This is a genomic window from Citrobacter braakii, assembly GCF_009648935.1.
Taxonomy (GTDB): domain Bacteria; phylum Pseudomonadota; class Gammaproteobacteria; order Enterobacterales; family Enterobacteriaceae; genus Citrobacter; species Citrobacter braakii.
Genome location: NZ_CP045771.1, coordinates 2,429,897 through 2,454,078, shown reverse-complemented (window position 1 = coordinate 2,454,078; position 24,182 = coordinate 2,429,897). Strand labels below are relative to the sequence as shown.

Annotated in this window: 23 protein-coding genes and 6 tRNA genes; 17 read left to right on the top strand and 12 right to left on the bottom strand. The window is 52.1% G+C overall.

All coding sequences use genetic code 11. The features are described 5' to 3' along the window. Nucleotides 1–5 precede the first annotated feature (5 nt). The gene (locus GFC06_RS11345; RefSeq protein WP_049281513.1) at nt 6–1,358 is read left to right on the top strand and encodes a class-II fumarase/aspartase family protein; all 1,353 of its coding nucleotides are present in this window, start codon (nt 6–8) and stop codon (nt 1,356–1,358) included. Further along, nucleotides 1,351–2,562 (top strand): N-acetylglucosamine-6-phosphate deacetylase, encoded by a 1,212-nt coding sequence (locus tag GFC06_RS11340; RefSeq protein ID WP_047358786.1) that lies wholly within the window; start codon nt 1,351–1,353, stop codon nt 2,560–2,562. Before GFC06_RS11345 ends, GFC06_RS11340 begins: the two co-directional genes overlap by 8 nt. Here the strand turns inward: GFC06_RS11340 and GFC06_RS11335 are convergent. The 3 genes from GFC06_RS11335 to GFC06_RS23590 all read right to left on the bottom strand — a co-directional run bounded on the left by GFC06_RS11335 (nt 2,555) and on the right by GFC06_RS23590 (nt 5,495). Next, the gene (locus GFC06_RS11335; RefSeq protein ID WP_153690165.1) at nt 2,555–4,102 is read right to left on the bottom strand and encodes a BglG family transcription antiterminator; all 1,548 of its coding nucleotides are present in this window, start codon (nt 4,100–4,102) and stop codon (nt 2,555–2,557) included. The genes GFC06_RS11340 and GFC06_RS11335 overlap by 8 nt on opposite strands. A gap of 83 nt (nt 4,103–4,185) precedes the next feature. Then, nucleotides 4,186–5,424 (bottom strand): Nramp family divalent metal transporter, encoded by a 1,239-nt coding sequence (locus GFC06_RS11330; protein ID WP_153690164.1) that lies wholly within the window; start codon nt 5,422–5,424, stop codon nt 4,186–4,188. Then, nucleotides 5,421–5,495, bottom strand: a complete 75-nt coding sequence (locus tag GFC06_RS23590) for a hypothetical protein (RefSeq protein ID WP_422651152.1) — start codon at nt 5,493–5,495, stop codon at nt 5,421–5,423. The genes GFC06_RS11330 and GFC06_RS23590 overlap by 4 nt, the downstream gene beginning before the upstream one ends. 273 nt (nt 5,496–5,768) lie before the next feature. On the opposite strand from GFC06_RS23590, the gene nupC reads away from it, so the two are divergent. Beyond that, a complete protein-coding gene (nupC, locus tag GFC06_RS11325; protein WP_016153912.1) occupies nt 5,769–6,971 on the top strand; it encodes a nucleoside permease NupC in 1,203 nt (400 codons plus the stop codon). A 153-nt stretch (nt 6,972–7,124) separates the two neighbouring features. On the opposite strand, the gene GFC06_RS11320 is transcribed toward nupC, so the two are convergent. Both GFC06_RS11320 and GFC06_RS11315 read right to left on the bottom strand, forming a co-directional pair. Beyond that, a tRNA-Ala gene (locus GFC06_RS11320) sits at nt 7,125–7,200 on the bottom strand. 42 nt (nt 7,201–7,242) lie between these two features. Then, nucleotides 7,243–7,318 (bottom strand) — tRNA-Ala (locus GFC06_RS11315). Nucleotides 7,319–7,539: 221 nt separating this feature from the next. Between GFC06_RS11315 and GFC06_RS11310 the strand changes: the two genes are divergently transcribed. Both GFC06_RS11310 and GFC06_RS11305 read left to right on the top strand, forming a co-directional pair. After that, nucleotides 7,540–7,902 carry a YfeC-like transcriptional regulator gene (locus GFC06_RS11310; protein WP_047499824.1) on the top strand — a complete coding sequence of 121 codons (363 nt, stop codon included), beginning with the start codon at nt 7,540–7,542 and terminating at the stop codon, nt 7,900–7,902. Nucleotide 7,903: 1 nt separating this feature from the next. Continuing rightward, the gene (locus GFC06_RS11305) at nt 7,904–8,296 is read left to right on the top strand and encodes a MerR family transcriptional regulator (protein ID WP_016153914.1); all 393 of its coding nucleotides are present in this window, start codon (nt 7,904–7,906) and stop codon (nt 8,294–8,296) included. Nucleotides 8,297–8,352: 56 nt separating this feature from the next. On the opposite strand, the gene gltX is transcribed toward GFC06_RS11305, so the two are convergent. Continuing rightward, nucleotides 8,353–9,768, bottom strand: coding sequence for a glutamate--tRNA ligase (gene gltX, locus GFC06_RS11300; RefSeq protein WP_137380939.1), 1,416 nt, complete (start codon nt 9,766–9,768; stop codon nt 8,353–8,355). A 258-nt stretch (nt 9,769–10,026) separates the two neighbouring features. Between gltX and GFC06_RS11295 the strand changes: the two genes are divergently transcribed. The 4 genes from GFC06_RS11295 to GFC06_RS11280 all read left to right on the top strand — a co-directional run bounded on the left by GFC06_RS11295 (nt 10,027) and on the right by GFC06_RS11280 (nt 10,426). Next, a tRNA-Val gene (locus GFC06_RS11295) sits at nt 10,027–10,102 on the top strand. Between the two features lie 46 nt (nt 10,103–10,148). Beyond that, nucleotides 10,149–10,224 (top strand) — tRNA-Val (locus tag GFC06_RS11290). A 46-nt stretch (nt 10,225–10,270) separates the two neighbouring features. Further along, a tRNA-Val gene (locus tag GFC06_RS11285) sits at nt 10,271–10,346 on the top strand. A gap of 4 nt (nt 10,347–10,350) precedes the next feature. Beyond that, nucleotides 10,351–10,426, top strand: a tRNA-Lys gene (locus GFC06_RS11280). Between the two features lie 80 nt (nt 10,427–10,506). On the opposite strand, the gene GFC06_RS11275 is transcribed toward GFC06_RS11280, so the two are convergent. Then, complete coding sequence (locus tag GFC06_RS11275) at nt 10,507–11,433, bottom strand: LysR family transcriptional regulator (RefSeq protein WP_016153919.1); 927 nt, start codon at nt 11,431–11,433, stop codon at nt 10,507–10,509. Between the two features lie 89 nt (nt 11,434–11,522). On the opposite strand from GFC06_RS11275, the gene GFC06_RS11270 reads away from it, so the two are divergent. After that, nucleotides 11,523–12,521 (top strand): bile acid:sodium symporter family protein, encoded by a 999-nt coding sequence (locus tag GFC06_RS11270; RefSeq protein ID WP_153690163.1) that lies wholly within the window; start codon nt 11,523–11,525, stop codon nt 12,519–12,521. On the opposite strand, the gene GFC06_RS11265 is transcribed toward GFC06_RS11270, so the two are convergent. The 3 genes from GFC06_RS11265 to zipA all read right to left on the bottom strand — a co-directional run bounded on the left by GFC06_RS11265 (nt 12,518) and on the right by zipA (nt 15,805). Further along, nucleotides 12,518–12,736: a DUF3820 family protein gene (locus GFC06_RS11265; protein WP_153690162.1), complete on the bottom strand. Its 219-nt coding sequence runs from the start codon at nt 12,734–12,736 to the stop codon at nt 12,518–12,520. The genes GFC06_RS11270 and GFC06_RS11265 overlap by 4 nt on opposite strands. 1 nt (nt 12,737) lies before the next feature. Continuing rightward, nucleotides 12,738–14,753, bottom strand: coding sequence for an NAD-dependent DNA ligase LigA (gene ligA / locus GFC06_RS11260; protein ID WP_049282268.1), 2,016 nt, complete (start codon nt 14,751–14,753; stop codon nt 12,738–12,740). Nucleotides 14,754–14,824: 71 nt separating this feature from the next. Further along, nucleotides 14,825–15,805 carry a cell division protein ZipA gene (gene zipA, locus GFC06_RS11255; RefSeq protein ID WP_047499827.1) on the bottom strand — a complete coding sequence of 327 codons (981 nt, stop codon included), beginning with the start codon at nt 15,803–15,805 and terminating at the stop codon, nt 14,825–14,827. A gap of 230 nt (nt 15,806–16,035) precedes the next feature. Between zipA and cysZ the strand changes: the two genes are divergently transcribed. The 5 genes from cysZ (at nt 16,036) to crr (ending at nt 20,896) form a co-directional block, all read left to right on the top strand. Beyond that, nucleotides 16,036–16,797 carry a sulfate transporter CysZ gene (cysZ, locus tag GFC06_RS11250; RefSeq protein ID WP_016153924.1) on the top strand — a complete coding sequence of 254 codons (762 nt, stop codon included), beginning with the start codon at nt 16,036–16,038 and terminating at the stop codon, nt 16,795–16,797. Nucleotides 16,798–16,960: 163 nt separating this feature from the next. Beyond that, a complete protein-coding gene (gene cysK, locus GFC06_RS11245) occupies nt 16,961–17,932 on the top strand; it encodes a cysteine synthase A (RefSeq protein ID WP_005121957.1) in 972 nt (323 codons plus the stop codon). A 383-nt stretch (nt 17,933–18,315) separates the two neighbouring features. Then, nucleotides 18,316–18,573 carry a phosphocarrier protein Hpr gene (gene ptsH, locus GFC06_RS11240; protein ID WP_002913505.1) on the top strand — a complete coding sequence of 86 codons (258 nt, stop codon included), beginning with the start codon at nt 18,316–18,318 and terminating at the stop codon, nt 18,571–18,573. A 45-nt stretch (nt 18,574–18,618) separates the two neighbouring features. Then, the gene (ptsI, locus tag GFC06_RS11235; RefSeq protein ID WP_016153925.1) at nt 18,619–20,346 is read left to right on the top strand and encodes a phosphoenolpyruvate-protein phosphotransferase PtsI; all 1,728 of its coding nucleotides are present in this window, start codon (nt 18,619–18,621) and stop codon (nt 20,344–20,346) included. A gap of 40 nt (nt 20,347–20,386) precedes the next feature. Continuing rightward, nucleotides 20,387–20,896 carry a PTS glucose transporter subunit IIA gene (crr, locus tag GFC06_RS11230; RefSeq protein WP_000522253.1) on the top strand — a complete coding sequence of 170 codons (510 nt, stop codon included), beginning with the start codon at nt 20,387–20,389 and terminating at the stop codon, nt 20,894–20,896. A gap of 76 nt (nt 20,897–20,972) precedes the next feature. On the opposite strand, the gene GFC06_RS11225 is transcribed toward crr, so the two are convergent. Together GFC06_RS11225 and pdxK are read right to left on the bottom strand one after the other, a co-directional pair. Then, complete coding sequence (locus GFC06_RS11225; RefSeq protein ID WP_016153926.1) at nt 20,973–21,212, bottom strand: hypothetical protein; 240 nt, start codon at nt 21,210–21,212, stop codon at nt 20,973–20,975. Then, complete coding sequence (gene pdxK, locus GFC06_RS11220) at nt 21,209–22,075, bottom strand: pyridoxine/pyridoxal/pyridoxamine kinase (protein ID WP_047499829.1); 867 nt, start codon at nt 22,073–22,075, stop codon at nt 21,209–21,211. The genes GFC06_RS11225 and pdxK overlap by 4 nt, the downstream gene beginning before the upstream one ends. A gap of 82 nt (nt 22,076–22,157) precedes the next feature. On the opposite strand from pdxK, the gene ptsJ reads away from it, so the two are divergent. Beyond that, a complete protein-coding gene (ptsJ, locus tag GFC06_RS11215) occupies nt 22,158–23,450 on the top strand; it encodes a MocR-like B6 salvage transcription factor PtsJ (protein ID WP_153690161.1) in 1,293 nt (430 codons plus the stop codon). Between the two features lie 13 nt (nt 23,451–23,463). Continuing rightward, complete coding sequence (locus GFC06_RS11210) at nt 23,464–24,180, top strand: type 1 glutamine amidotransferase (protein ID WP_016157091.1); 717 nt, start codon at nt 23,464–23,466, stop codon at nt 24,178–24,180. Nucleotides 24,181–24,182 lie beyond the last annotated feature (2 nt).

Below are 24,182 nucleotides of genomic sequence, written 5' to 3'. Positions count from 1 at the left end.
TAGTAATGCGTGCACTGTATGATTCAAAAAGCAAAACGATCGACGATCGAGGAATGAAATCTCTGCTCGCGCAGCCAGCGCGGGTACAGTCATGGCTCGATGTTGAAGCCGCCCTGGCTCAGGCACAGGCCGGACACGGCATGATCCCCGCCAGCGCCGCAGTCAATATTACCGCTAACTGCCACGTGGATAAGATTGACCTGACGGAAATGGAACGCCTGCTGCGCGAGATTGGTCACGGCTTCGTTCCGGTCATCAAAGTGCTGGTCAAAGCCTGTGACAGTGAAAGCGGAAAATACGTGCATTACGGCGTCACCACGCAGAATATTCAGCAAACCGCACAGCTTTATCTGGCAAAGCAGTTCGATACCATCATGCAGGGTTTTGTGGACGATATTCTGCGTAACCTGGCAAAGATGGCATCTGACCATAAAGCAACGATTATGGCCGGACGTACCCACGGTAAGCACGCGCTGCCCATCACCTGGGGCTATAAAGCCGCCGTGTGGATTGATGAGTTACTGAGCGCCCAGCAGCGCATGCGGGAAGCGGAAAAACGCGTCTTTACCGTGATGATGGGGGGAGCCGTGGGCGCCTTCCACGCGACCGGTGAAACCGGCCGCCGGGTTCAGGATAGCGTTGCCCAAAAGCTGGGAATGCATTCAATGGCGATTCCCTCCCGCAACTCGCGCATTTACCGCACTGAATACATCAGTAATTTGTGCCTGCTGGCGACGACGTTACACAAAATAGCCGAAGAGGTTTATCAGACCTCAAGCGAAGAGTTTGCCGAAGTTTCAGAAGCCTTTACTAAAGGCACCGTTGGCAGCAGCACCATGCCGCAAAAAGTGAATCCTAAACTGGCGAAGGGGATCATCGCCAACGCGCAGAAATTGTACTCAGTAATGACCTCCTGCCTGTATGTCAGCCCACGTCCCTTCGAAGCAGACAGCTCCGCTTACTTTATCTTTGACGGTAATATTCAGGAGAGTATGGAGTTAATGGCTGAGATTGTGATGCGAGCCGAAGAGTTGACGCGAACGCTGGTCATCAATCCTGGGCGTATGCGCCAGAATGTGCAGTTAACGCATGGTCTTATTAATAGCGAAAAAATCATGATGCAGCTGGTGGAAAGGCTGGGCAAAGATGCCGCACATGAACGCGTCTACCAACTGGCAATGCGCAGCACGCATGAAGGCATCCCCTACGCTGATGTGCTGCGTGATGACCCTCTTATTCGCCAGCACTTTAGCGACTCAGAAATTAATACGCTGCTGGATCCTGCTCACTACATCGGCCTTTGCGCAGAAATCGCCGAGGAAACGGCCGCTCGCGTATGGGAGAAAGACAATGGCTGATCCCCTGCTTTCTCTGGCAAGTGAACGCATTGTCACCCCGAATGGAATCGAAAGCGGCTATCTGCATATTGAAAGCGGACGTATTTCTGGCCTCGACAGTACACCGCGAGGAAAAATCGTCGATTATCGCCATGCCATGCTGATGCCCGGTTTTGTGGATATTCACGTTCACGGCTGGGGGAGAGGGTCGTTTGCCTGGAGAGGTGAACGCCGTTCTTTGCAGGCGATGAGCCGGGATCTGGTTAACGCCGGGGTTACCGCGTGGCTTGCAACATCAGCCACCCAGCCGGAAACGTTCTTGCTGGAGAGTCTTTCCACCGCCGCAGACTGGATTGCAGACGCAAAAGCGGAAGATGGTGCCGAAGCGGTGGGTATTCATATGGAAGGCCCCTTTATTAACCCTGCATACAGCGGAATGCAGAGCAAGGACGCGATTCAACCACCCGGTATCGAAGGGTTCAAACGCTATCAGCACGCCGCGAGGGGAAATATCCGTCTGATGACGCTCGCCCCCGAACTGCCGGGCGCCCTGGCGCTAATCCGCTATTTACGCCAGTCAGGCGTCACCGTGTCAGCCGGTCATACCGACGCCACCTTTGATGAAACCACCCTCGCCATTGAAGCCGGTTTAACCCACTTTACCCATGCCTTTAGCGCCATGCGCGGGCTGCATCACCGGGAACCTGGCGTGGTGGGGGCGCTGATGTACCATCAGAATACGTATGCCGAGGTGGCAAAGCAGAGCGGGATTACGTTGCGACCAGAAGTGTTCGACATTCTCTATCGGTTGAAAAAAGATCGCCGGTTGGTCATGGTCAGCGATTGTCTGGGATATGTAGATTTTCCCGAAGGATCTGAATTCCACCATTACCTGCGCCAGGAGACGTTTCGCATTCACAATCATTGTCTTGAAATCACCGACCACAGCGGAAAGACCCGAACGGTTTCACCCACGGAGTGGTCCGAAGTGTGCAAACTGGAGATGAGCTTTCTGGACTCCGTGAAAAATGTGGTCGACAGGCTGGAAAAAGGCTGGGTTTCAGCCGCGCAGATTGCCTGCCTTAATCCGGCAATCCTGGCGGGTGTTGACGCGAGAAAAGGCAGCCTGACGTCAGGAAAAGATGCCGATATTCTCGTGTTGGGTGCAGAGTTAAACCTGGAAGCCGTCTGGTGTCGCGGCGTTTCGCAACCTCTGGCTAAATAAAAATATCACTGTAATGCGTATCAAGAAAAATTTTTAACGCCTCCTGGCTCATTCCCTGAACCTGCTGAATAAAGTCCTCAGCAGGTATTTTTTTGCGCGCGGAGGGAAGTCCATTTTCGCGTAATAACAGGAGATCGTCCTGCGTGAGCCAGAAATTCACTTTGACATAATCCAGCCCGGCGTAGCGGAGATGACTCGATATCTTGTTTGTGAAGGTAATCAGCAGGTCGAATTCGAGCTGCTGAAGCCGCGCAATCTCATTGATGTTGATGCAGGCGGGGATTTCAATATGGAAGCGGGAGAAAAGCATCTCTTTAAAATAGCCGACCTTACTCTCTGACGAGTTCGTCACAATAATGACCCGCTTTTTCTTATCGCCAACAACCCGATTTTTGAGCGCATACTTTTTGATAATCAGCACCAGGGTTGCCAGGTGAATAGCAGAAAAGGTCGTTTGCCAGTGATGTTCAATCTCCTTCACCGCATACTGGACATGATCCCATAGCTCAGGATAGCGTCGCTGGACATCATGGAGCTTTTTATCATCGAACCAGAGATGAAATTTATTCTGGATGATGGCGGCATAGATAAAATTATAAATCTCCGCAAACCAGGCGTGCTGATTGTGAATGGTGTTTTCCAGACATCCGGCTAAAGCGTGACAGGTGCGCTTAACGTAAGAGACCAGCCGGGCGTCGTATAATGTGAAGGGGCGATGAGTAAACGTCAGTGAAGCAATCAGCAGATCCAGACAGATATTTTCATCCGCATCAGGCAATACGGCATAAGGAAAGGTTGTCAAAAACTCAGCCGCCGAACTCTCCGTAATTCTGTGTCCCCTGCGGATACGGTGCAGAGCAAGGCTAAGATAGACCAGTAAGTATTTTCTGCCGTTATATCCCAGGGCGATGACCGGACTGATTTTATCTTCGTAATAGTCTGCCGCCTGGTTTATCTCTGCAGCACACTGATGAAGAAACTGTTCGGCAATTGAACGGCCTGTCGGCTCATTGGCCTGGTGGGCGATAAGTCGGTGATCCTCACCAATTTCGACCGTTTTTAGTATCGTCATGCACGCCGCCAGCCGCAGCTGGAACTCATCCCCCGCAAGCCGGGAGCCCTTACGCGGGATACTTTGCACAATCAGATCGCGTTCCTGCACCAGGCTCATCATGACGGGATTATCATTTTTTACCGTTCCCGCACTGACATAAAATTTTTTGTAATAATCATTTTTATTCACCACATCGTGCAAACAGAGCGCCACAAAGAGATCCTTCACCCTCTCTTCTGCCGTAGTGATATAGCGATTAAACTGGACGCGCGCTAAAAACTGTCGGTATTCGCTGTAGCCAATCCGGGTGGTAATAAACTGATTATCCTGATGTAGCTGGACATTCTCTGGCAGAAGTTCATTGAGCTCTTTCATTGTCCGTTTTAGCGTGGAGAGCGTTTTACCGAAACGCTCGACGGCCTCTTCAACGGGGAGCGGACTGTTGTCCTGGAGATATTTCAGGAAAGAGAGATCAAAATGATTCATGAACGCCTGCCAGTTAATTATGCAGGGCACATCATAGAGGAAAAGCTCAATTAAAACCGTGACCCGTCGCGAGTCACGGTTGATTATAGCCCCATCGCCGTGCCTGCCAGTAGCCAGAGATTGAGCGCCACGACCAGTATCACAATGACCCAGCCAATCTGTTTAACGCAACGACGATTGACCAGATCCCCCATCAGCTTACTGTCGCTGGTGAAGATCAGCAGCGGCACCAGCGCCAGCGCGATACCAAAACTGAGCAACACCTGACTCATCACCAGAATACGGGTCGGATCCAATCCCATCAGAATTACAATAAATGATGGCATCATGGTGACGGTACGGCGTATCCATAGCGGAATGTGAAAACGGATAAACCCTTGCATCACCACCTGCCCCGCCAGCGTACCGACCACGGTAGAAGAGAGTCCCGCAGCCACCAGGCTTAAACCAAACACCGTCGCTGCAGCGTGACTCAACAACGGTTCAAGGGTCAGATACGCCTGATCGAGATCGGCAATACCGGTATGCCCGCTAAAATGAAATGCAGCGGCAGCCGTCGCCATCATCGCCAGATTGACAAATCCGGCAATCGTCATGGCGATAGCCACATCCCATTTAGTGGCCGCATAGCGCTGTTGGCGTGTTCCGCCGTGCAAATGCTGAGTTAAGGAAGAGTGCAGATAAATGACGTGCGGCATGATAGTCGCACCGAGCACCCCAGCGGCCAGAAACACCGCTTCGGAATTAGGCAGGCTTGGGATCACCATTCCCTTACTAAGCTGCGCAAAGTTCGGTTGGGAAAAAACCAGCTCCACAATGTAAGCCGCGGCCACAAACAGCAGCAGGCCGCCAATCACCTTTTCCAGCGGTTTTTGACCGCGACGCTGCAGCATCAGAATTAAGAACGTCGCGATACCGGTGAGTACGGCCCCTTGCAATAAGGAAACGCCGAGGATCAGTTTGAAGCCAATCGCAGCGCCAATAAACTCAGCAAGGTCTGTTGCCATAGCGATAATTTCTGCCTGCACCCAGTAGAACCACACCACCGGGCGAGGATAGTGATCGCGAATTTGCTCCGCCAGGTTTTTACCCGTAGCAATGCCGAGTTTTGCCGACAGCACCTGAATCAGCATCGCCATCAGGTTTGCCCAGACCACCACCCACAGCAATTGATAACCAAAGCTGGCCCCTGCCTGGATATTGGTGGCGAAGTTACCCGGATCGATATAGCCGATCGCCGCAATGAACGCAGGTCCCATTAATGCGAGCTTCAACTTGCGCGCTGCCCGCCCACTGCTACTCTCAACGCGATCGTTAGTCATTTTAGTGCCTCAGAAACATAGCCTTTGCTATATTTCAAGCTACGCCTACTGAGAATGATTATCAAATTCATTTTAATGGGTGACGTTGATTTCTCTGATAGCGTTTGTCTATGGATCGATAAGGATTCTGGAAATACCGGCGAGATGTTTAATTATTGTTATGAGAATAGCACAATGACATAACTTTTCACTTCCATACTAAACATAACGGAAGTGTATCACCGATCACTAATTTTGAATCTCGTCACAGGTCCTTATTATAGTGTGTGTTTGATCTCGTTTTCTTTATGGTTGTTACATAGAATGTGCACGAAAACTAAACCTGCCTCATATTTGGAGCAAATATGGACCGCGTTCTTCATTTTGTCCTGGCCCTTGCCGTGGTTGCGGTACTCGCACTGCTGGTAAGCAGTGACCGTAAAAAAATCCGCATTCGTTATGTTATTCAATTGCTTGTTATCGAAGTGTTACTGGCATGGTTCTTCCTGAACTCTGATGTCGGTCTGGGCTTCGTGAGAGGCTTCTCCGAGATGTTTGAGAAACTGCTCGGGTTTGCTAATGAAGGGACAAACTTTGTCTTCGGTAGCATGAACGATAAAGGCCTGGCATTCTTCTTCCTGAAAGTGCTTTGCCCGATCGTCTTCATCTCCGCCCTGATCGGTATTTTGCAGCATATCCGCGTACTGCCGGTAATCATCCGCGCGATTGGTTTCCTGTTATCCAAAGTAAACGGTATGGGCAAACTGGAATCCTTCAACGCCGTCAGCTCTCTGATCCTGGGTCAGTCCGAGAACTTTATCGCCTATAAAGATATTCTCGGCAAAATGTCTCGTAACCGTATGTACACCATGGCAGCAACGGCGATGTCGACTGTTTCCATGTCTATCGTCGGCGCGTACATGACCATGCTGGAACCGAAGTATGTGGTTGCGGCGCTGGTTCTGAACATGTTCAGCACCTTTATCGTGCTGTCGCTGATCAACCCGTACCGCGTTGACGCCAGCGAAGAAAATATCCAGATGTCTAACCTGCACGAAGGCCAGAGTTTCTTCGAAATGCTGGGTGAATACATTCTGGCTGGTTTCAAAGTGGCAATTATCGTTGCGGCGATGCTGATTGGTTTCATCGCACTGATCGCTGCCCTGAACGCTCTGTTCGCCACCGTGACCGGTTGGTTTGGCTACAGCATCTCCTTCCAGGGCATCCTGGGTTACATCTTCTACCCGGTTGCATGGGTAATGGGTGTGCCGTCCAGCGAAGCGCTGCAGGTAGGCAGTATCATGGCAACTAAACTGGTTTCCAACGAATTCGTTGCGATGATGGATCTGCAGAAAATCGCCGCTACGCTCTCCCCGCGCGCAGAAGGCATCCTGTCCGTGTTCCTGGTTTCCTTCGCTAACTTCTCTTCCATCGGTATTATCGCCGGTGCGATTAAAGGCCTGAACGAAGAGCAAGGTAACGTGGTTTCTCGCTTTGGTCTGAAGCTGGTGTACGGCTCTACGCTGGTGAGCGTACTGTCCGCATCTATCGCCGCACTGGTGCTGTAAGCGTAAGACAACGTCGCAGTAATAAGACCGGGGAGATTCATATTCTCCCCGGTTTTTTTATGCCTGCGATTCAGCAAACCGAAGAGATAAAGAGTAAGAACTGGCAGGATGCAGAAACAAAAAACCCCCGCTTTTCAGCGAGGGTTTAAATTTTGGTGGAGCTAAGCGGGATCGAACCGCTGACCTCTTGCATGCCATGCAAGCGCTCTCCCAGCTGAGCTATAGCCCCACGATGCTTTTACGTACGTACCAAATTCATTGGGATTAAATTTGGTGGAGCTAAGCGGGATCGAACCGCTGACCTCTTGCATGCCATGCAAGCGCTCTCCCAGCTGAGCTATAGCCCCATTACGTAAAGCTTGTCGAGTTGACGGGCGGCATCATATGAATTCCCTTCGCGTGTGTCAACGGCAAAATTAACTCATAGAATTCAATCGCTGAAAAAGCAGTCAAATGAAGAACATTGCGTAACAACTCGCATTCAGTAGTTAAACGCGTCACGGTTTCTACTAAAATGGTGCTATAAAATGAACCACTAATTAACCCCACGACTATTCAGGGAATCGTTATGTTCAAGGAACGGATGACGCCAGAAGAACTTGCTAATCTGACCGGATACAGCCGACAGACCATCAATAAATGGGTACGCAAAGAAGGTTGGGCGACATCACCAAAACCAGGCGTTCAGGGCGGTAAAGCCCGGCTGGTTCACGTCACCGAACAAGTTCGTGAATACATTCGCAGCGCTGAGCGTTCAGCCGAAGGTTTGTCAGATAACTTATCGATATCCGGCGATACCTCTGTTGAAGCGCTGCTGATTAGGCTCGCCAAAGAAATGACGCCGACAGAACAGAAAATGTTTACCTCACTGATCCTGCGTGAAGGCATTACGGGTTTATTACAGCGTTTAGGGATCCGCGAAAACAAATAATATGAAAAAATTACGCAGCAAAATGACGACCGAAGAGCTGGCGGAATGTCTCGGGGTTGCCAAACAAACCGTCAATCGTTGGATCAGAGAACAAAACTGGACTACCGAAAAGTTTCCCGGCGTTAAAGGTGGTCGTGCAAGACTGATTCATATTGACTCCAGCGTCCGCGCGTTTCTGCTCAATATTCCCGCTTTTCGCAAAGTCCCTGAAGTTTATCAGGCTGAAGAACCGCTGGCAGAATACACCCACGTAGTACGCAGCCACGCGTGTCGCCAGATAATTAGCGCACTGGACAACATGTCCCCCACGGAACAAGAAAAGCTGGCGATGTATATTTCGCGCGAAGGTATTCGCACTTTTCTTACTCGTTTGGGTATTGATGAGTCTGAATAACAGGCAAAAAAAACGGCAGGATACGCTCCTGCCGTTGTTTCATCGGTCAATCAGTCTTATTGCTGGCTTTCACGCTCAGCAATAAACGCCAGCGCTTTATTAATACGCTCAATGCTGCGGGATTTACCAATCGCATGCACCGTAACGTCTAACGCTGGGGACTGACCCGCGCCGGTAACGGCTACGCGCAGCGGCATCCCGACTTTACCCATGCCAACTTCCAGTTCATCAGCCGTTGCCTGAATCGCATGGTGCACGTTTTCTGCCGTCCACTCGCTAATCGCAGCCAGCTTGTCGCGAACCACTTCCAGCGGCTGACGCGCAACCGGGCGCAGGTGTTTCTTCGCTGCATCAGCGTCGAACTCGGCAAAGTCTTCGTAGAAATAGCGGCAGCTCTGCGCCATCTCTTTCAGCGTTTTGCAGCGCTCACCGAGCAGTTTAACCAGCTCTGACAGCTGCGGGCCTATGCGGGTATCGATATTTTCCTGCTCAATGTGCCATTGCAGATGGGTTGCTACATATTCCGGCGCCAGCGCATTAATATAGTGATGGTTCAGCCACTGCAGTTTTTCAGTGTTAAACGCACTCGCAGACTTGCTCACCGCACCGAGGGAGAACAGTTTGATCATCTCTTCACGGGTGAAAATTTCCTGATCGCCACTGGACCAGCCCAGACGCACCAGATAGTTCAGCAGCGCTTCCGGCAGGTAACCGTCGTCGCGGTATTGCATAACGCTGACCGCACCGTGACGTTTGGAGAGTTTTTTACCATCGTCACCGTTGATCATTGATACGTGTGCGTACACTGGCACCGGCGCGTTCAGCGCTTTCAGGATATTGATCTGACGCGGAGTGTTGTTGATATGGTCTTCACCACGAATAACGTGGGTGATTTCCATATCCCAGTCGTCGACAACAACGCAGAAGTTGTAGGTCGGGGAACCGTCGGTACGGCGAATGATCAAATCATCCAGCTCCTGGTTGCTGAATTCGATCGGCCCACGGATCTGGTCGTCAAAAATAACGGAACCGTCCTGCGGGTTGGCAAAACGAACCACGCAAGGTTCATCAGCAGCGTGATGCTCGTGGCCGTGGCGGCAGCGGCCGTCGTAACGCGGCTTCTCACCGTTCGCCATCTGCTCTTCGCGCAGCGCGTCCAGACGCTCTTTAGAGCAGTAGCATTTATATGCGGTGCCTGCTTCCAGCATTTCATCAATCACCGCGTTGTAGCGATCAAAACGTTTGGTCTGGAAGTACGGGCCTTCATCCCATTCCAGATTCAGCCAGTTCATGCCATCCATAATGGCTTCAATAGCTTCCGGAGTGGAGCGTTCGAGATCGGTGTCTTCAATACGCAGCACAAACTCACCGCCATGGTTGCGTGCAAAAAGCCAGGAATAAAGAGCAGTACGCGCACCGCCGACGTGCAGGTAGCCTGTCGGGCTTGGCGCGAAGCGAGTTTTGATTTTCATGAAATGGCCTTACGTTTATAAAGATGCCGACAACCGGCAAATCCAGGGAAGATTATCAGGCTCGTATTCTATCACCGTGGTCTGATTCCTCAATGTTGTTCAGGTTGGAACATTACGCTTTGCCATTTTCGTATACAAATCATGCCGCACGGACTGTTTTGCGATCATTTTGTTTAAATTTACGACGAACGAACAATTTCTTTAGAAAATGCGTTGACTCATTTTCAACTCTCCCTATAATGCGACTCCACACAGCGGGGGTGATTAGCTCAGCTGGGAGAGCACCTCCCTTACAAGGAGGGGGTCGGCGGTTCGAACCCGTCATCACCCACCAACTACTTTATGTAGTCTCCGCCGTGTAAAACAAGAAATTGAGAAGTGGGTGATTAGCTCAGCTGGGAGAGCACCTCCCTTACAAGGAGGGGGTCGGCGGTTCGATCCCGTCATCACCCACCACTTTCTCGCCAGCTGGATTTCTTGTTAAAATGTGAAGTACCGAAGTGGGTGATTAGCTCAGCTGGGAGAGCACCTCCCTTACAAGGAGGGGGTCGGCGGTTCGATCCCGTCATCACCCACCACTTCGGGTCGTTAGCTCAGTTGGTAGAGCAGTTGACTTTTAATCAATTGGTCGCAGGTTCGAATCCTGCACGACCCACCAATGTAAAAAGGCGCCCTAAAGGCGCCTTTTTGCTATGCAGAGAAGAACCATTTCCCCTCTGATAACCACCAGTGTGAGCGTTATAACTGATACAACGGATCGCGGGCGCGGGCTGCGGTTAATTCACTGGCCTGCATACGCACCACATCCCACAGCGCCTGAGCAGCGGTTGATAAAGAGCGGTTTTTACGTCGGGCCAGCATCAGTTGCCGTTCAACAACCGGCGTCAGGCGCTTAACCTGCAAGTGACTGCCCTGCGGTAAGGGGAGCGCCAGCGCGGGCAGCACGCTGATGCCAATCCCCGCCTCAACCATCGGAAACAGCGTGGCGGGATGGCCAATCTCCTGAACGATATTGGCATCAATGGAAAAATGGGCCAGCGCAGCGTCGATCAGCGGTCGACTACCGGAAGCATAATCCTGTAGCACCAGGCGTTCGTGATACAAATCCTGCCAGTTCACCCACTCTCGTTGGGCTAACGGATGATCCTGGCGACACAGCAGCAGGAACGGTTCGGACAGCACGGCTTCACACTGCAAATCGGTGACTGCGCCGGGATCAATCACAATGCCAAAATCCACTTCTCCCTGGCGAATACTCTCCAGCACCCACTGCTGTGGCCGGTCGTGCAGCACAAAATCGATAGCCGGATAAAGCTGATTACTCTGGGCAATACACTGCGGAATAAGATGAGCAGAGATCGTCTGGCTGGCGGCAACCCGCACCGTGCCGGTTAACTGCGTTCCTACCTGTCCGGCTTCGCGCAGCGTGCTGTGCAATTCATCCAGAATACGTTCCAGCCGCGCCGCCAACTGGTGTCCGGCCTCCGTCAGTACCACTTCCCGCGTGGTTCTGTCCAATAACCGCACACCCGTCTGCCCTTCCAGCTCTTTTACACTATGGCTGACCGCCGACTGGCTTAAGCCGATGATATCCCCCGCCCGGCTAAAGCTTTTGGCCTGAGCGACGGTGACAAAGATACGCAACTGACGCAGAGAGTAATTCATCTATTCGATTCATATATGGATGCAATAAATCAATTTTATTTCTCAAACGGAAAAAAGCAAAATGTTACTACCGAATTTCAGGAGTCTTTATGAAACTTTTTCGTATTCTTGATCCGTTCACGATAACGCTGATTACCGTTGTTTTGCTGGCGTCCTTTTTCCCGGCCGAAGGTGGTTTTGTGCCTTTCTTTGAAGGCTTAACCACCGCCGCCATTGCCCTGCTGTTTTTTATGCACGGGGCGAAACTCTCGCGTGAAGCCATTATTGCCGGTGGTAGCCACTGGCGTTTGCATCTGTGGGTGATGTGCAGCACGTTTATTGTCTTCCCGGTTTTGGGCGTTCTGTTCGCCTGGTGGGCGCCGGTCAACGTTGACCCGATGCTGTACACCGGTTTCCTGTACCTGTGTATTTTGCCTGCCACTGTGCAGTCGGCCATCGCTTTTACGTCGCTTGCGGGCGGTAACGTTGCCGCCGCCGTTTGTTCTGCTTCGGCCTCCAGCCTGCTGGGTATTTTTCTCTCGCCGCTGCTGGTAGGGCTGGTGATGAATATGCACGGCGCAGAAGGTAGCCTGGAGCAGGTGGGAAAAATCATGTTGCAGCTGCTACTGCCGTTCGTACTAGGCCACCTTTCACGTCCGTGGATTGGAAACTGGGTTTCTCGACATAAAAAATGGATCGCGAAAACGGATCAATCATCCATTTTACTGGTGGTTTACTCCGCCTTCAGTGAAGCCGTCGTTAACGGGATCTGGCACAAAGTGGGGGTGGGTTCACTGCTGTTTATCGTGGTGGTCAGCATCATACTGCTGGCAATCGTGATTGGCATAAATGTCTTTGTTGCGCGCAAATGCGGCTTTAACAAAGCTGATGAAATCACCATTGTGTTCTGCGGTTCGAAAAAGAGCCTGGCGAACGGGATCCCAATGGCAAATATTTTGTTCCCGACTTCGGTGATTGGGATGATGGTGCTACCGTTGATGATCTTCCATCAAATACAGCTAATGGTGTGCGCCGTGCTGGCGCGTCGCTACAAGCAACAGACGGACGCATTGCAGGCGCAACAGAAAAGCCGCGCCGCGAAGGCTTAAAGAGGACGTTTCAGGGGCTGCACCAGTTGCGTCAGCCCCTCAGTTTTAATCAGCAGCGTGATTTGCATCTGCTCGCCAAGCTTGCCCGGCGGGAATTCATCCTTACGGGCAAACCACAGCAGATACTCTTCCGGGACATCAATCAATCGACGCCCTTTATATTTGCCAAAGGGCATCACAGTATTAGCGATGTCAACCAGCTGCTCTTTTTCCATCTCAGGCACCCAGTAAGCGGATCATTTCAGCTTCATCGATCACGGCAATACCCAGTTCCTGTGCTTTTGCCAGTTTCGAACCCGCCGCTTCACCGGCAATCACCAGATCGGTTTTCTTCGACACGCTACCGGCCACTTTTGCACCTAACTCGGTCAGTCTCGCTTTGGCGTCATCGCGCGACATCAGGCTCAGGCTCCCGGTCAGCACCACCGTTTTACCTGCGAAGGGGCTGTCGATTTCTTCAGCGTTAATGACCACCGGCGCTGGCCAGTGGATCCCCTGCGCCAGCAGTTGAACAATTACCTCGCGGTTGCTCTCTTCGGCGAAGAAATTAAACACGTGCGTCGCCACCACAATGCCGACATCCGGCACTTTTTGCAGCTCTTCAATAGAAGCGGCTTCCAGCGCGTCGAGCGTGCCAAAATACGCCGCCAGACCAGCAGCCGTGGCTTCGCCGACTTCACGAATGCCTAGCGCATAGAGGAAACGGGCAAACGTGGTTTCTTTCGCTTTTTCCAGCGCGTTGACCACGTTTTGCGCCGACTTCGGCCCCATACGATCAAGCCCCGTCAGTTTACCGGCGGTCAGGGTGAAAAGATCCGCCGGCGTGTGGACATACTCTTTCTCGACCAGTTGATCGATAATTTTGTCGCCCATACCGTCAACGTCGAGCGCGCGGCGGGAAACAAAGTGTTTCAGCGATTCCTTACGCTGTGCTCCACAGATTAAACCGCCGGTGCAGCGAGTGACCGCTTCGCCTTCCACACGTTCAACATCAGAGTTACAAACCGGACAATGCGCTGGAAACACAATTTCGCGGGTATCTTCCGGGCGTTCAGAAAGTACGACGTTCACCACCTGCGGGATGACATCGCCCGCACGGCGAATGACGACTTTATCGCCAATACGCAACCCCAGACGCTCGATTTCATCAGCGTTATGCAGCGTTGCGTTACTGACCAGCACCCCGGCAACCTGGACCGGCTCAAGGCGGGCGACGGGCGTAATCGCCCCGGTACGTCCAACCTGAAACTCAACATCGCGTACGAAAGTCATCTGCTCCTGTGCCGGGAACTTAAAGGCCACAGCCCAGCGCGGCGCGCGGGCAACAAAGCCCAATTGCTCCTGCAACGCCATAGAGTTGACTTTGATCACCACGCCATCGATATCAAATCCCAGCGTTGGTCGGTCTTCTTCAACCTTGTGATAGTAAGCAAGTACTTCCTCCGGGGAGTCGCAAAGCGCCACTCTATCGCTTACCGGCAGGCCCCACTCTTTAAATTGCAGCAGGCGGCCCAGATGGGTATCTGGCAGCACGCCGCCTTCCAACACACCAACGCCATAGCAAAAGAAAGTAAGCGGTCGCTTCGCTGTGATACGAGGATCGAGCTGGCGTAATGAACCGGCCGCCGCGTTACGCGGGTTAGCAAACACTTTGTTGCCAGTGCGGCGGGCCTCTTCGTTAATTTTTTCAAATCCGGCCTGTGGCAGGAACACTTCACCGCGCACTTCCAGACGTGAAGGGATGTTTTCGCCACGCAGTTTTAACGGGATTGCGCGAATGGTGCGCACGTTAGAGGTAATATCCTCACCCGTGGTGCCATCACCACGCGTTGCAGCGCTGACCAGCACACCGTTTTCATACAGGATACTCACCGCCAGGCCGTCCAGTTTCAGTTCACAGCACCAGGTCAGTTTATCGGTACTCTTTAGCCTGTCCTGCACGCGCTTGTTGAAAGCGAGAAAACTCTCTTCATCAAACACGTTATCCAGCGACAGCATCGGCACTTCATGGCGAATCTGGCTGAACGCGGTTAACGGCGCTGCGCCAACGCGTTGGGTTGGCGAGTCGGGGGTAACAAGGTCCGGATGCTGCGCTTCCAGCTCGCGCAGTTCGCGCATCAGGCGATCGTATTCCGCATCGGGAATTTCCGGCGCGTCCATCACATGGTAGAGATACTCATGATGGCGAAGCGTGGTTCGCAGTTCTGTCAGTTGTTGTTCGATTGATTCCATATCGCACCATCAATGATAAAAAACCCCCGACAGGCGGGGGTTTAGAAAGGAAATGTCACGCCAGAGGAAAATCAGGCGAGAGATTCTTTAACTTCGCGGATGCGGTCCTGATACTCGCGCAGTTTCTGCGGCGTCATCATGCGACGTTGATCGTCGAGCACCACACCCCCCACTTCATCGGCAATGTGCTGTGCGGACTGCAGCATCAGCTTAAAGTTTTGCAGCTCGTCCCCGTAGGACGGAACCTGCATAAAAATAGTCACGCCAGGGGTGCTGAAGTCGCCGGTCATTTCTGGGTCAAACGTTCCCGGATTAACCATATTAGCGAGGCTGAACAGCGACGGACCGCTGCCATCCGGGCTCAAATGACGATGGAAAATATTCATATCGCCAAATTTGAAACCGGCCTGCTGAATGCTGTTGAGCAGCACTTCCCCGTTGAGCTCGCTACCATGATGAGCAGCAACGTTCATAATGATGACCGCTTCTTTACGCTGCGGTTTTTCAGCAACAGGCGCTTCTTCTACTACCGGCTCGGGCTGCGGTTGATGTTCAACGACAGGCTCTGCTGGCTGGAAGGTCTGCGGCGCAGGTTGCGGTGCTTGCTGAGCAGGTTGCTGAACCTGCGGGGCAACAGGTTGCTGCACAGGTGGCTGCTGAACAGGCTGATGTTGCACCGGCTGCTGCGGCTGCTGAACATGCGGCGGCGGTACCGGCGCTTGTGCAGGCTGCTGCGCAGGCTGACGCGGCTGAGCAGACGCATAAGGCGGCTGGTACTGGTGTTGCGGCGACTGAGGAGGAACACCATGTTCCTGCGCATTACCGGGAGCATGATTCACACGATGAACGCGAACTTCGCCCACGCCTTCGTCTTCCTCGACGTTGTCGTCGAACGAATCCTCGTCTTCACGTTTAGACTTCATGCGTTTCAGTGGGCGATCGCGGAATATAGAAGACCGCTCTTTACGGCTAGTCCAAAAACCATGTACCAGTAAAGCGATTATGGCGATCGCGCCAACAATGATTAATATCAGACGCAAATCCTGCATCATTATATTCTCTGTTGTTCTAACACCTTGCCACCACGGCAAACATTTACTCACTAAGAGTATTTGTCGATTACGCCAAGTGCAAGTGTACTCTTGGCTTTCACGGCATAAAGATGAACAAAATTGTGCTTTTTGCTGTTTTTTCGAACATTTCCGAACAGCTTAACGCTCAACAACCCGGTAAGATACGCACAGTTTACCAGAGCTTATATAACAAGGAGTACGTCCTGACCATGGTTTCATCATCTGCAGTTGTACCTCGCAGCGGCCTTTATTACTTTTCTCAGGGATGGAAGCTCATTACCCAACCGGGCATTCGTCGTTTTGTTATTCTGCCTTTGCTGGTGAATATCCTGCTGATGGGCGGCGCATTCTGGTGGTTATTTACACAACTCGGTAACTGGGTTCCCGCGCTGATGAGTCACGTCCCTGACTGGCTTCAGTGGCTCAGCTATTTACTGTGGCCGATTGTGACCATTTCCGTGCTGTTGGTGTTCGGCTACCTGTTCTCCACTATCGCCAACTGGATCGCCGCACCGTTTAACGGTCTGCTGGCTGAACAGCTGGAAGCGCGCTTAACAGGCGCAACACCACCCGACACCGGCATTCTCGGCATTATGAAAGACGTTCCGCGCATTATGAAACGCGAATGGCAAAAGCTGGCGTGGTATCTCCCGCGCGCCTTCGTGTTGCTGATCCTCTATTTTATTCCAGGCATTGGGCAGACCGTCGCCCCGGTCCTGTGGTTCCTGTTCAGCGCGTGGATGCTGGCCATTCAGTACTGCGATTATCCTTTTGATAACCATAAGGTGCCTTTTAAGGAGATGCGCGTCGCGCTGCGCACGCGCAAGGTGACCAATATGCAGTTTGGCGCGTTGACCAGCCTGTTCACCATGATTCCGGTGCTCAATCTGTTCATCATGCCGGTAGCGGTTTGTGGTGCCACGGCGATGTGGGTAGACTGCTATCGTGCTAAACATGCGTTATGGAAGTAATGCAAAAATGTGTAAAAGCGGGCTGGCTTATGCCCGCTCTTATTCCATACTGCTACGCATTATTTCTCATCAGCATATAGATATGCGAATTCCTTACTTCCCCATACTTTCTCAACAGGTATGCTGAAGCGGTATCCCAATTTCATACAGTTAAGGACAGGCCATGAGTAAGATTTTTGAAGATAACTCGCTGACTATCGGTCATACGCCGCTGGTTCGACTGAACCGTATCGGTAACGGACGCATTCTGGCGAAGGTGGAATCACGCAACCCAAGCTTTAGCGTCAAATGCCGTATCGGTGCCAATATGATTTGGGATGCCGAAAAACGTGGTGTACTGAAACCTGGCGTTGAGCTGGTAGAACCGACCAGCGGCAACACGGGGATTGCGCTGGCCTACGTTGCCGCCGCCCGTGGTTACAAACTGACTCTGACCATGCCGGAAACCATGAGCATTGAGCGCCGCAAGCTCTTAAAAGCGCTGGGCGCGAACCTGGTGCTGACTGAAGGCGCAAAAGGTATGAAGGGCGCAATTCAGAAAGCGGAAGAAATCGTAGCCAGCGATCCGGAAAAATTCCTGCTGCTGCAGCAGTTCAGCAACCCGGCGAACCCGGAAATTCACGAAAAAACCACCGGCCCGGAAATCTGGGAAGATACCGATGGCCAGGTTGATGTCTTTATTTCCGGCGTCGGCACCGGCGGTACGCTAACTGGCGTGACCCGTTACATTAAAGGCACTAAAGGCAAAACCGATCTGATCACCGTCGCGGTAGAACCTACTGACTCCCCTGTTATCGCCCAGGCATTGGCGGGTGAAGAACTCAAACCTGGCCCGCATAAAATTCAGGGTATTGGCGCGGGCTTCATTCCTGGCAACCTTGATCTGAAGCTTATTGATAAAGTCGTTGCCATCACCAATGATGAAGCTATTTCTACCGCGCGCCGCCTGATGGAAGAAGAAGGTATTCTGGCGGGGATCTCTTCTGGCGCAGCCGTGGCTGCCGCGCTTAAGCTCCAGGAAGATGAATCCTTTACCAACAAGAATATTGTGGTTATCCTACCGTCATCGGGTGAGCGTTATCTGAGCACTGCACTGTTTGCCGATCTCTTCACAGAGAAAGAACTGCAACAGTAATGCCAGCATGTTAAAAACGCGTAAAAAAGCACCCTTTGGGGTGCTTTTTTGTGGCCTGCTTCAAATTTTCAACTCTCCTGGCATTGATTCAACCCGCCGGAACTGGTATTTAACCAAACTAATTATTTTGATGCGCGAAATTAATCGTTACAGGAAAAGCGCTAGCTGAATCGATTTTATGATTTGGTTCAACTCTTCCTTTCGCGGCATAATGTTTAATGACGAACGAAACGTCAGCGGCAAGAAGTTGCCAGCAACGGATTGCACCGAACTCCTTTTGTGTCGCGTCCAGTTTACGCCGATGCTAACAATACAGGCTAAAGTTGAACCGCCAGGCTAGACTTTAGTTCCACAACACTAAACCTATAAGTTGGGGAAATATAATGTTCCAGCAAGAAGTTACCATTACCGCTCCGAACGGTCTGCATACTCGCCCTGCTGCTCAGTTTGTTAAAGAAGCAAAAGGCTTTACTTCTGAAATTACTGTGACTTCCAACGGCAAAAGCGCTAGCGCCAAAAGCCTGTTTAAACTGCAGACTCTGGGCCTGACTCAGGGTACCGTTGTCACCCTGTCCGCAGAAGGTGAAGACGAGCAGAAAGCAGTTGAGCATCTGGTTAAACTGATGGCTGAACTCGAGTAAGTTCAACGAGTTCTTTTAAATATCAGTCACAAGTAAGGTAGGGTTATGATTTCAGGCATTTTAGCATCCCCGGGTATCGCTTTCGGTAAAGCATTGCTGCTGAAAGAAGACGAGATCGTCATTGACCGGAAAAAAATTTCTGCCGACAAGGTTGATCAGGAAGTTGAACGTTTTCTGAGCGGTCGTGCCAAGGCATCTGCGCAACTGGAAGCGATCAAAACCAAAGCTGGTGAAACGTTCGGTGAAGAAAAAGAAGCCATCTTTGAAGGGCATATCATGCTGCTCGAAGATGAGGAGCTGGAGCAGGAAATCATAGCCCTGATTAAAGATAAGCACATGACGGCTGATGCAGCTGCGCATGAAGTTATCGAAGGTCAGGCCACAGCCCTTGAAGAGCTGGATGATGAATACCTGAAAGAACGTGCGGCTGACGTACGTGACATCGGTAAACGCCTGCTGCGTAACATCCTGGGTCTGGCTATTATCGACCTGAGCGCTATTCAGGAAGAAGTTATCCTGGTAGCTGCAGACCTGACCCCGTCAGAAACCGCACAGCTGAACCTGAACAAGGTGCTGGGTTTCATCACCGACGCGGGCGGACGGACTTCCCATACTTCTATCATGGCGCGTTCTCTGGAACTGCCAGCCATCGTAGGTACGGGTAGCGTCACCTCTCAGGTTAAAAACGACGACTATCTGATTCTGGATGCCGTAAACAACCAGGTTTACGTCAATCCGACCAATGAAGTTATTGAGCAACTGCGCGCCGTTCAGGAGCAGGTTGCTACCGAAAAAGCGGAACTCGCTAAGCTGAAAGATCTCCCGGCTATCACGCTGGACGGACATCAGGTAGAAGTTTGCGCCAACATCGGTACCGTTCGTGACGTTGAAGGCGCTGAGCGTAATGGCGCCGAAGGTGTTGGTCTGTACCGCACCGAATTCCTGTTCATGGACCGTGAATCGCTGCCGACTGAAGAAGAACAGTTTGCCGCGTATAAAGCCGTTGCTGAAGCCTGTGGCTCTCAGGCGGTCATCGTCCGTACCATGGACATCGGCGGCGATAAAGAGCTGCCGTACATGAACTTCCCGAAAGAAGAGAACCCGTTCCTGGGCTGGCGTGCCGTACGTATCGCCATGGATCGTAAAGAGATCCTGCGGGATCAGGTTCGCGCAATCCTGCGCGCCTCTGCTTTCGGCAAACTGCGCATCATGTTCCCAATGATCATCTCTGTTGAAGAAGTGCGCGCACTACGCAAAGAGATCGAAATCTACAAACAGGAACTGCGCGATGAAGGTAAAGCATTTGACGAAAGCATTGAGATTGGCGTGATGGTGGAAACACCGGCAGCGGCAACAATTGCGCGTCATTTAGCCAAAGAAGTTGATTTCTTTAGTATCGGCACCAATGATTTAACGCAGTACACCCTGGCAGTTGACCGTGGTAATGATATGATTTCACACCTTTACCAACCGATGTCGCCATCTGTGCTGACGCTGATCAAGCAAGTTATTGATGCTTCTCATGCGGAAGGCAAATGGACTGGCATGTGTGGTGAGCTTGCAGGCGACGAACGTGCTACACTTCTGTTGCTGGGGATGGGTCTGGACGAATTCTCTATGAGCGCCATTTCTATCCCGCGCATTAAGAAGATTATCCGTAACACGAACTTCGAAGATGCGAAGGTGTTAGCAGAGCAGGCTCTTGCTCAACCGACAACGGACGAGTTAATGACGCTGGTTAACAAGTTCATTGAAGAAAAAACAATCTGCTAATCCACGAGATGCGGCCCAATTTACTGCTTAGGAGAAGATCATGGGTTTGTTCGATAAACTGAAATCTCTGGTTTCTGATGATAAGAAAGACACCGGAACTATTGAGATTGTTGCTCCGCTCTCTGGCGAGATCGTCAACATCGAAGACGTGCCGGATGTAGTTTTTGCTGAAAAAATCGTTGGTGATGGCATCGCTATCAAACCAACCGGTAACAAAATGGTCGCCCCTGTTGATGGCACCATCGGCAAAATCTTTGAAACCAACCACGCTTTCTCTATCGAATCCGACAGCGGCATTGAGCTGTTTGTTCACTTCGGTATTGATACCGTTGAACTGAAAGGCGAAGGCTTTAAGCGCATCGCTGAAGAAGGTCAGCGCGTTAAAGTGGGCGACCCGGTTATTGAATTCGATCTGCCGCTGCTGGAAGAAAAAGCCAAGTCTACCCTGACTCCGGTTGTTATCTCCAACATGGACGAAATCAAAGAGCTGATCAAACTGTCCGGTAGCGTGACAGTGGGTGAAACTCCGGTTATCCGCATCAAGAAGTAATTCTTGCTGCAGAGAAGAATGGCGCCTGATGGCGCCATTTTTTTATCTGGCAGACCTCAAAATCTGCCGGATAACGCTAAATTTGTGAGGTGACCGGTCGGTAACACGCCTCGCGCATCAGGATTTTCATCCCTTCCGGCCCGCTTTCCAGCATCCGTCGCTCCGAATCCGCCACTAACAGTTCACAATTGTAGCCACCCGCGATGCCAAACATGGCCCGCGCCACACAGATATCTTCCAGCGCCGTTGCCCCGCTGGTGTCAAAATGTCCAACCATACGCCCATTCTGGCGAACCACCAGCCGGTAACTCTTCATCGCGCCTCCCCTGCCGGTGGCAGAATTAACTCATCACAACCGCACAGATTGGTCCATTTCATCACTTCCAGTACGCGCTGTGCTGCATCGTGCGTCGCGGTTGTCAGCGCTTTACCCAGCACAATACCGCTCACCAGTTCAGCACAAAACAGATCGCCAGTTCCCTTCAGATCCGTTTTAACCCGTGGATGAGCGAACACCTCAACCGTTTCAGCCGTCACTACCGCCACGTTAATAATATCTTCGCTATCCCCCGGCGCGCTGGTGATCACCACCCATTTCAGCGTTTCGGTAAGCAGCGATTGCGCCGCCGTGATGGCTTCATCAAGCGTACGACACGGCTTTCCGCTCAGCATTTGCAGTTCAAACACGTTCGGCGTCAGTCCCTGAGCCAGCGGCAGCAGGTGCTGACGGTAGGCCTGCGGAATTTCAGCTTTTACATACATACCGCTGTCCGTATCCCCAATCACCGGGTCGACCAAAATGCACACTGTCGGATGCGTAGCCCGCACCGTTTTCAGCCACTGTGCTAACAGAGCGATTTGCTCTGCACTGCCCATATAGCCTGTCGTCACCGCCTTCAGCTCGCGCAAAGCATCACGCTCATTCAAGGCGCGGAGATACCCGCTAAACCAGTCGGCCGGAATAACGCCGCCGTAAAATGTTTCATAATGCGGGGTATTACTGAACAGCACCGTAGGCACTGCCGTCACGCGTAATCCCTGCGCTTTAATGGCCGGAACGGCGATGCTGTTGCCTACGCTGCCATAAACCACCTGTGACTGGACGGCGACGATATCGGTCTGTAACGCCCGATGCTTGTCGCCGAAGAGCACTGACTGAATATCACTCCCCTGCTCCATAAATTTCTCCTCTCGCTGGACAGCGGGCTTACGCCTCACTATTATCGTCATATGCTAAAATTCATTTTGTCATAGGTCAATAATGATCGACGGAAAAACCGCTAACGAAATTTTTGACAGTATTCGTCAACATGTCGCTACAGGCACGTTGGCAGCAGGAGAAACGTTGCCGCCGGTGCGTGAACTGGCAACAGCATTGAACGTTAACCGTAATACTGTCGCGGCGGCTTATAAACGCCTGGTCACCTCCGGGCTGGCACAAAGCCAGGGACGTAACGGCACGGTAATCAAGGGGATTTCAGCCCCCGTTGCGCTGGAAGGCGGCAATCCAGATACCGCGCTTATCGATCTTTCCGGCGGTAATCCAGCCCCCGCGCGTCTTCCCGACCTCAGCCGTTATTTCGCGCAAATAAATAAGAATCCTCGTTTGTACGGTGATGCCGCTGTATCACCCGGCCTTAAGGCGTGGGCCGCGCAATGGATGCAAGATGCGATGCCAGCCACGGGAGAAATTGATATCACCAGCGGCGCCATTGATGCCATTGAGCGCCTGCTGTGCGCCCATTTACTGCCTGGCGACAGCGTTGTGGTAGAAGATCCATGCTTTTTGAGCAGCATCAACATGCTGCGTTATGCCGGATTCTCCGCCAGTCCGGTCAACGTTGACAGCGAAGGCATGCAGCCAGACATGCTGGAAATCGCGCTACAGAAAGGCGCGCGGGCAGTGATTCTGACGCCGCGCGCCCATAATCCGACAGGATGCAGTCTGAGCGCATCCCGCGCGGCGCAATTGCAGGAAATCCTGGCCCGCTATCCCCAGACGCTGGTGATCGTCGACGACCACTTTGCGCTGCTGTCCGCATGCCGTTGGTATCCGGTGATTGCGAAGGAAACCACGCGCTGGGCGATTGTCCGCTCAATGTCGAAAACTTTAGGCCCGGATTTACGCCTGGCCATCGTTGCCAGCGATCCACTCACTTCCGCGAAACTGCGTTTACGGCTCAACGCCGGCAGTCAGTGGGTCAGCCATCTGCTGCAGGATCTGGCCTGCGCCTGCCTGAGTGACGAGACTTATCAACACACGCTGGCGCAAACTCAGCAGTTTTACGCCGCCCAGCAGCAAAAGCTGACAGCGGCTCTGCGGCTTCATGGCATTACGCTGCCCGACTGCGACGGTCTTAATCTGTGGCTGCCGCTAGAAGATAACAGCCAGGCGATCGCTTTTGCGTTGGCAAAGTCCGGCTGGCTGGTACGTGAAGGCGAAGTGTTTGGCGTCAATACGCCTGCGCATGGCTTGCGCATTACGCTGTCAACATTAGCAGACAGCGACATTGATAAGCTGGCGACTGATATCCATCAGGCGCTAAAGCGCTAACAGGAGAGGAAAAGTGCGAGTTCATTTTGTTATTCATGAGTCTTTCGAATCTGCTGGCGCGTACCTGCCGTGGGCCGAATCACGCGGCTATACCATCAGTTGGTCGCGCGTTTACGCCGGAGAAACTGTTCCCGCTAATGCCGATGGCTTCGATATGCTGGTGGTATTTGGTGGGCCGCAGTCACCCCGCACCACGCTCGCAGAGTGCCCATACTTTGACTCTCAGGCAGAGCAGCATCTGATAAATCAGGCGATTGCGGCACGAAAAATCGTGGTGGGGATCTGTTTGGGGTCGCAGTTAATCGGCGAAGCACTGGGCGCGAAGGTGTGCCAAAGCCCGGAAAAAGAGATTGGTCACTATCCGATCGCCCTGACCGAGGCAGGCCAACAGCATCCGTTGTTCAGCCATTTCGGCTCACCGCTCAACGTGGGTCACTGGCACAATGACATGCCGGGATTGACCGACCAGGCGACAATTCTTGCCACAAGCGAGGGATGTCCGCGACAAATCGTACAATACGGTAATTTCGTCTATGGTTTTCAGTGCCATATGGAGTTTACCGCCGAAGCGGTCGAAGGATTAATTCAGCACTCTGAGCAAGAACTGGCCGAAGCGAAAGGGAAACGCTTTATTCGCGCTGTTGAAGAGATGCGCACCTGGGATTACCAGCAGATGAATGAGACGCTGTGGCAATTCCTTGATAAGTTGGTAGAAAAACGTAACGATTGAAC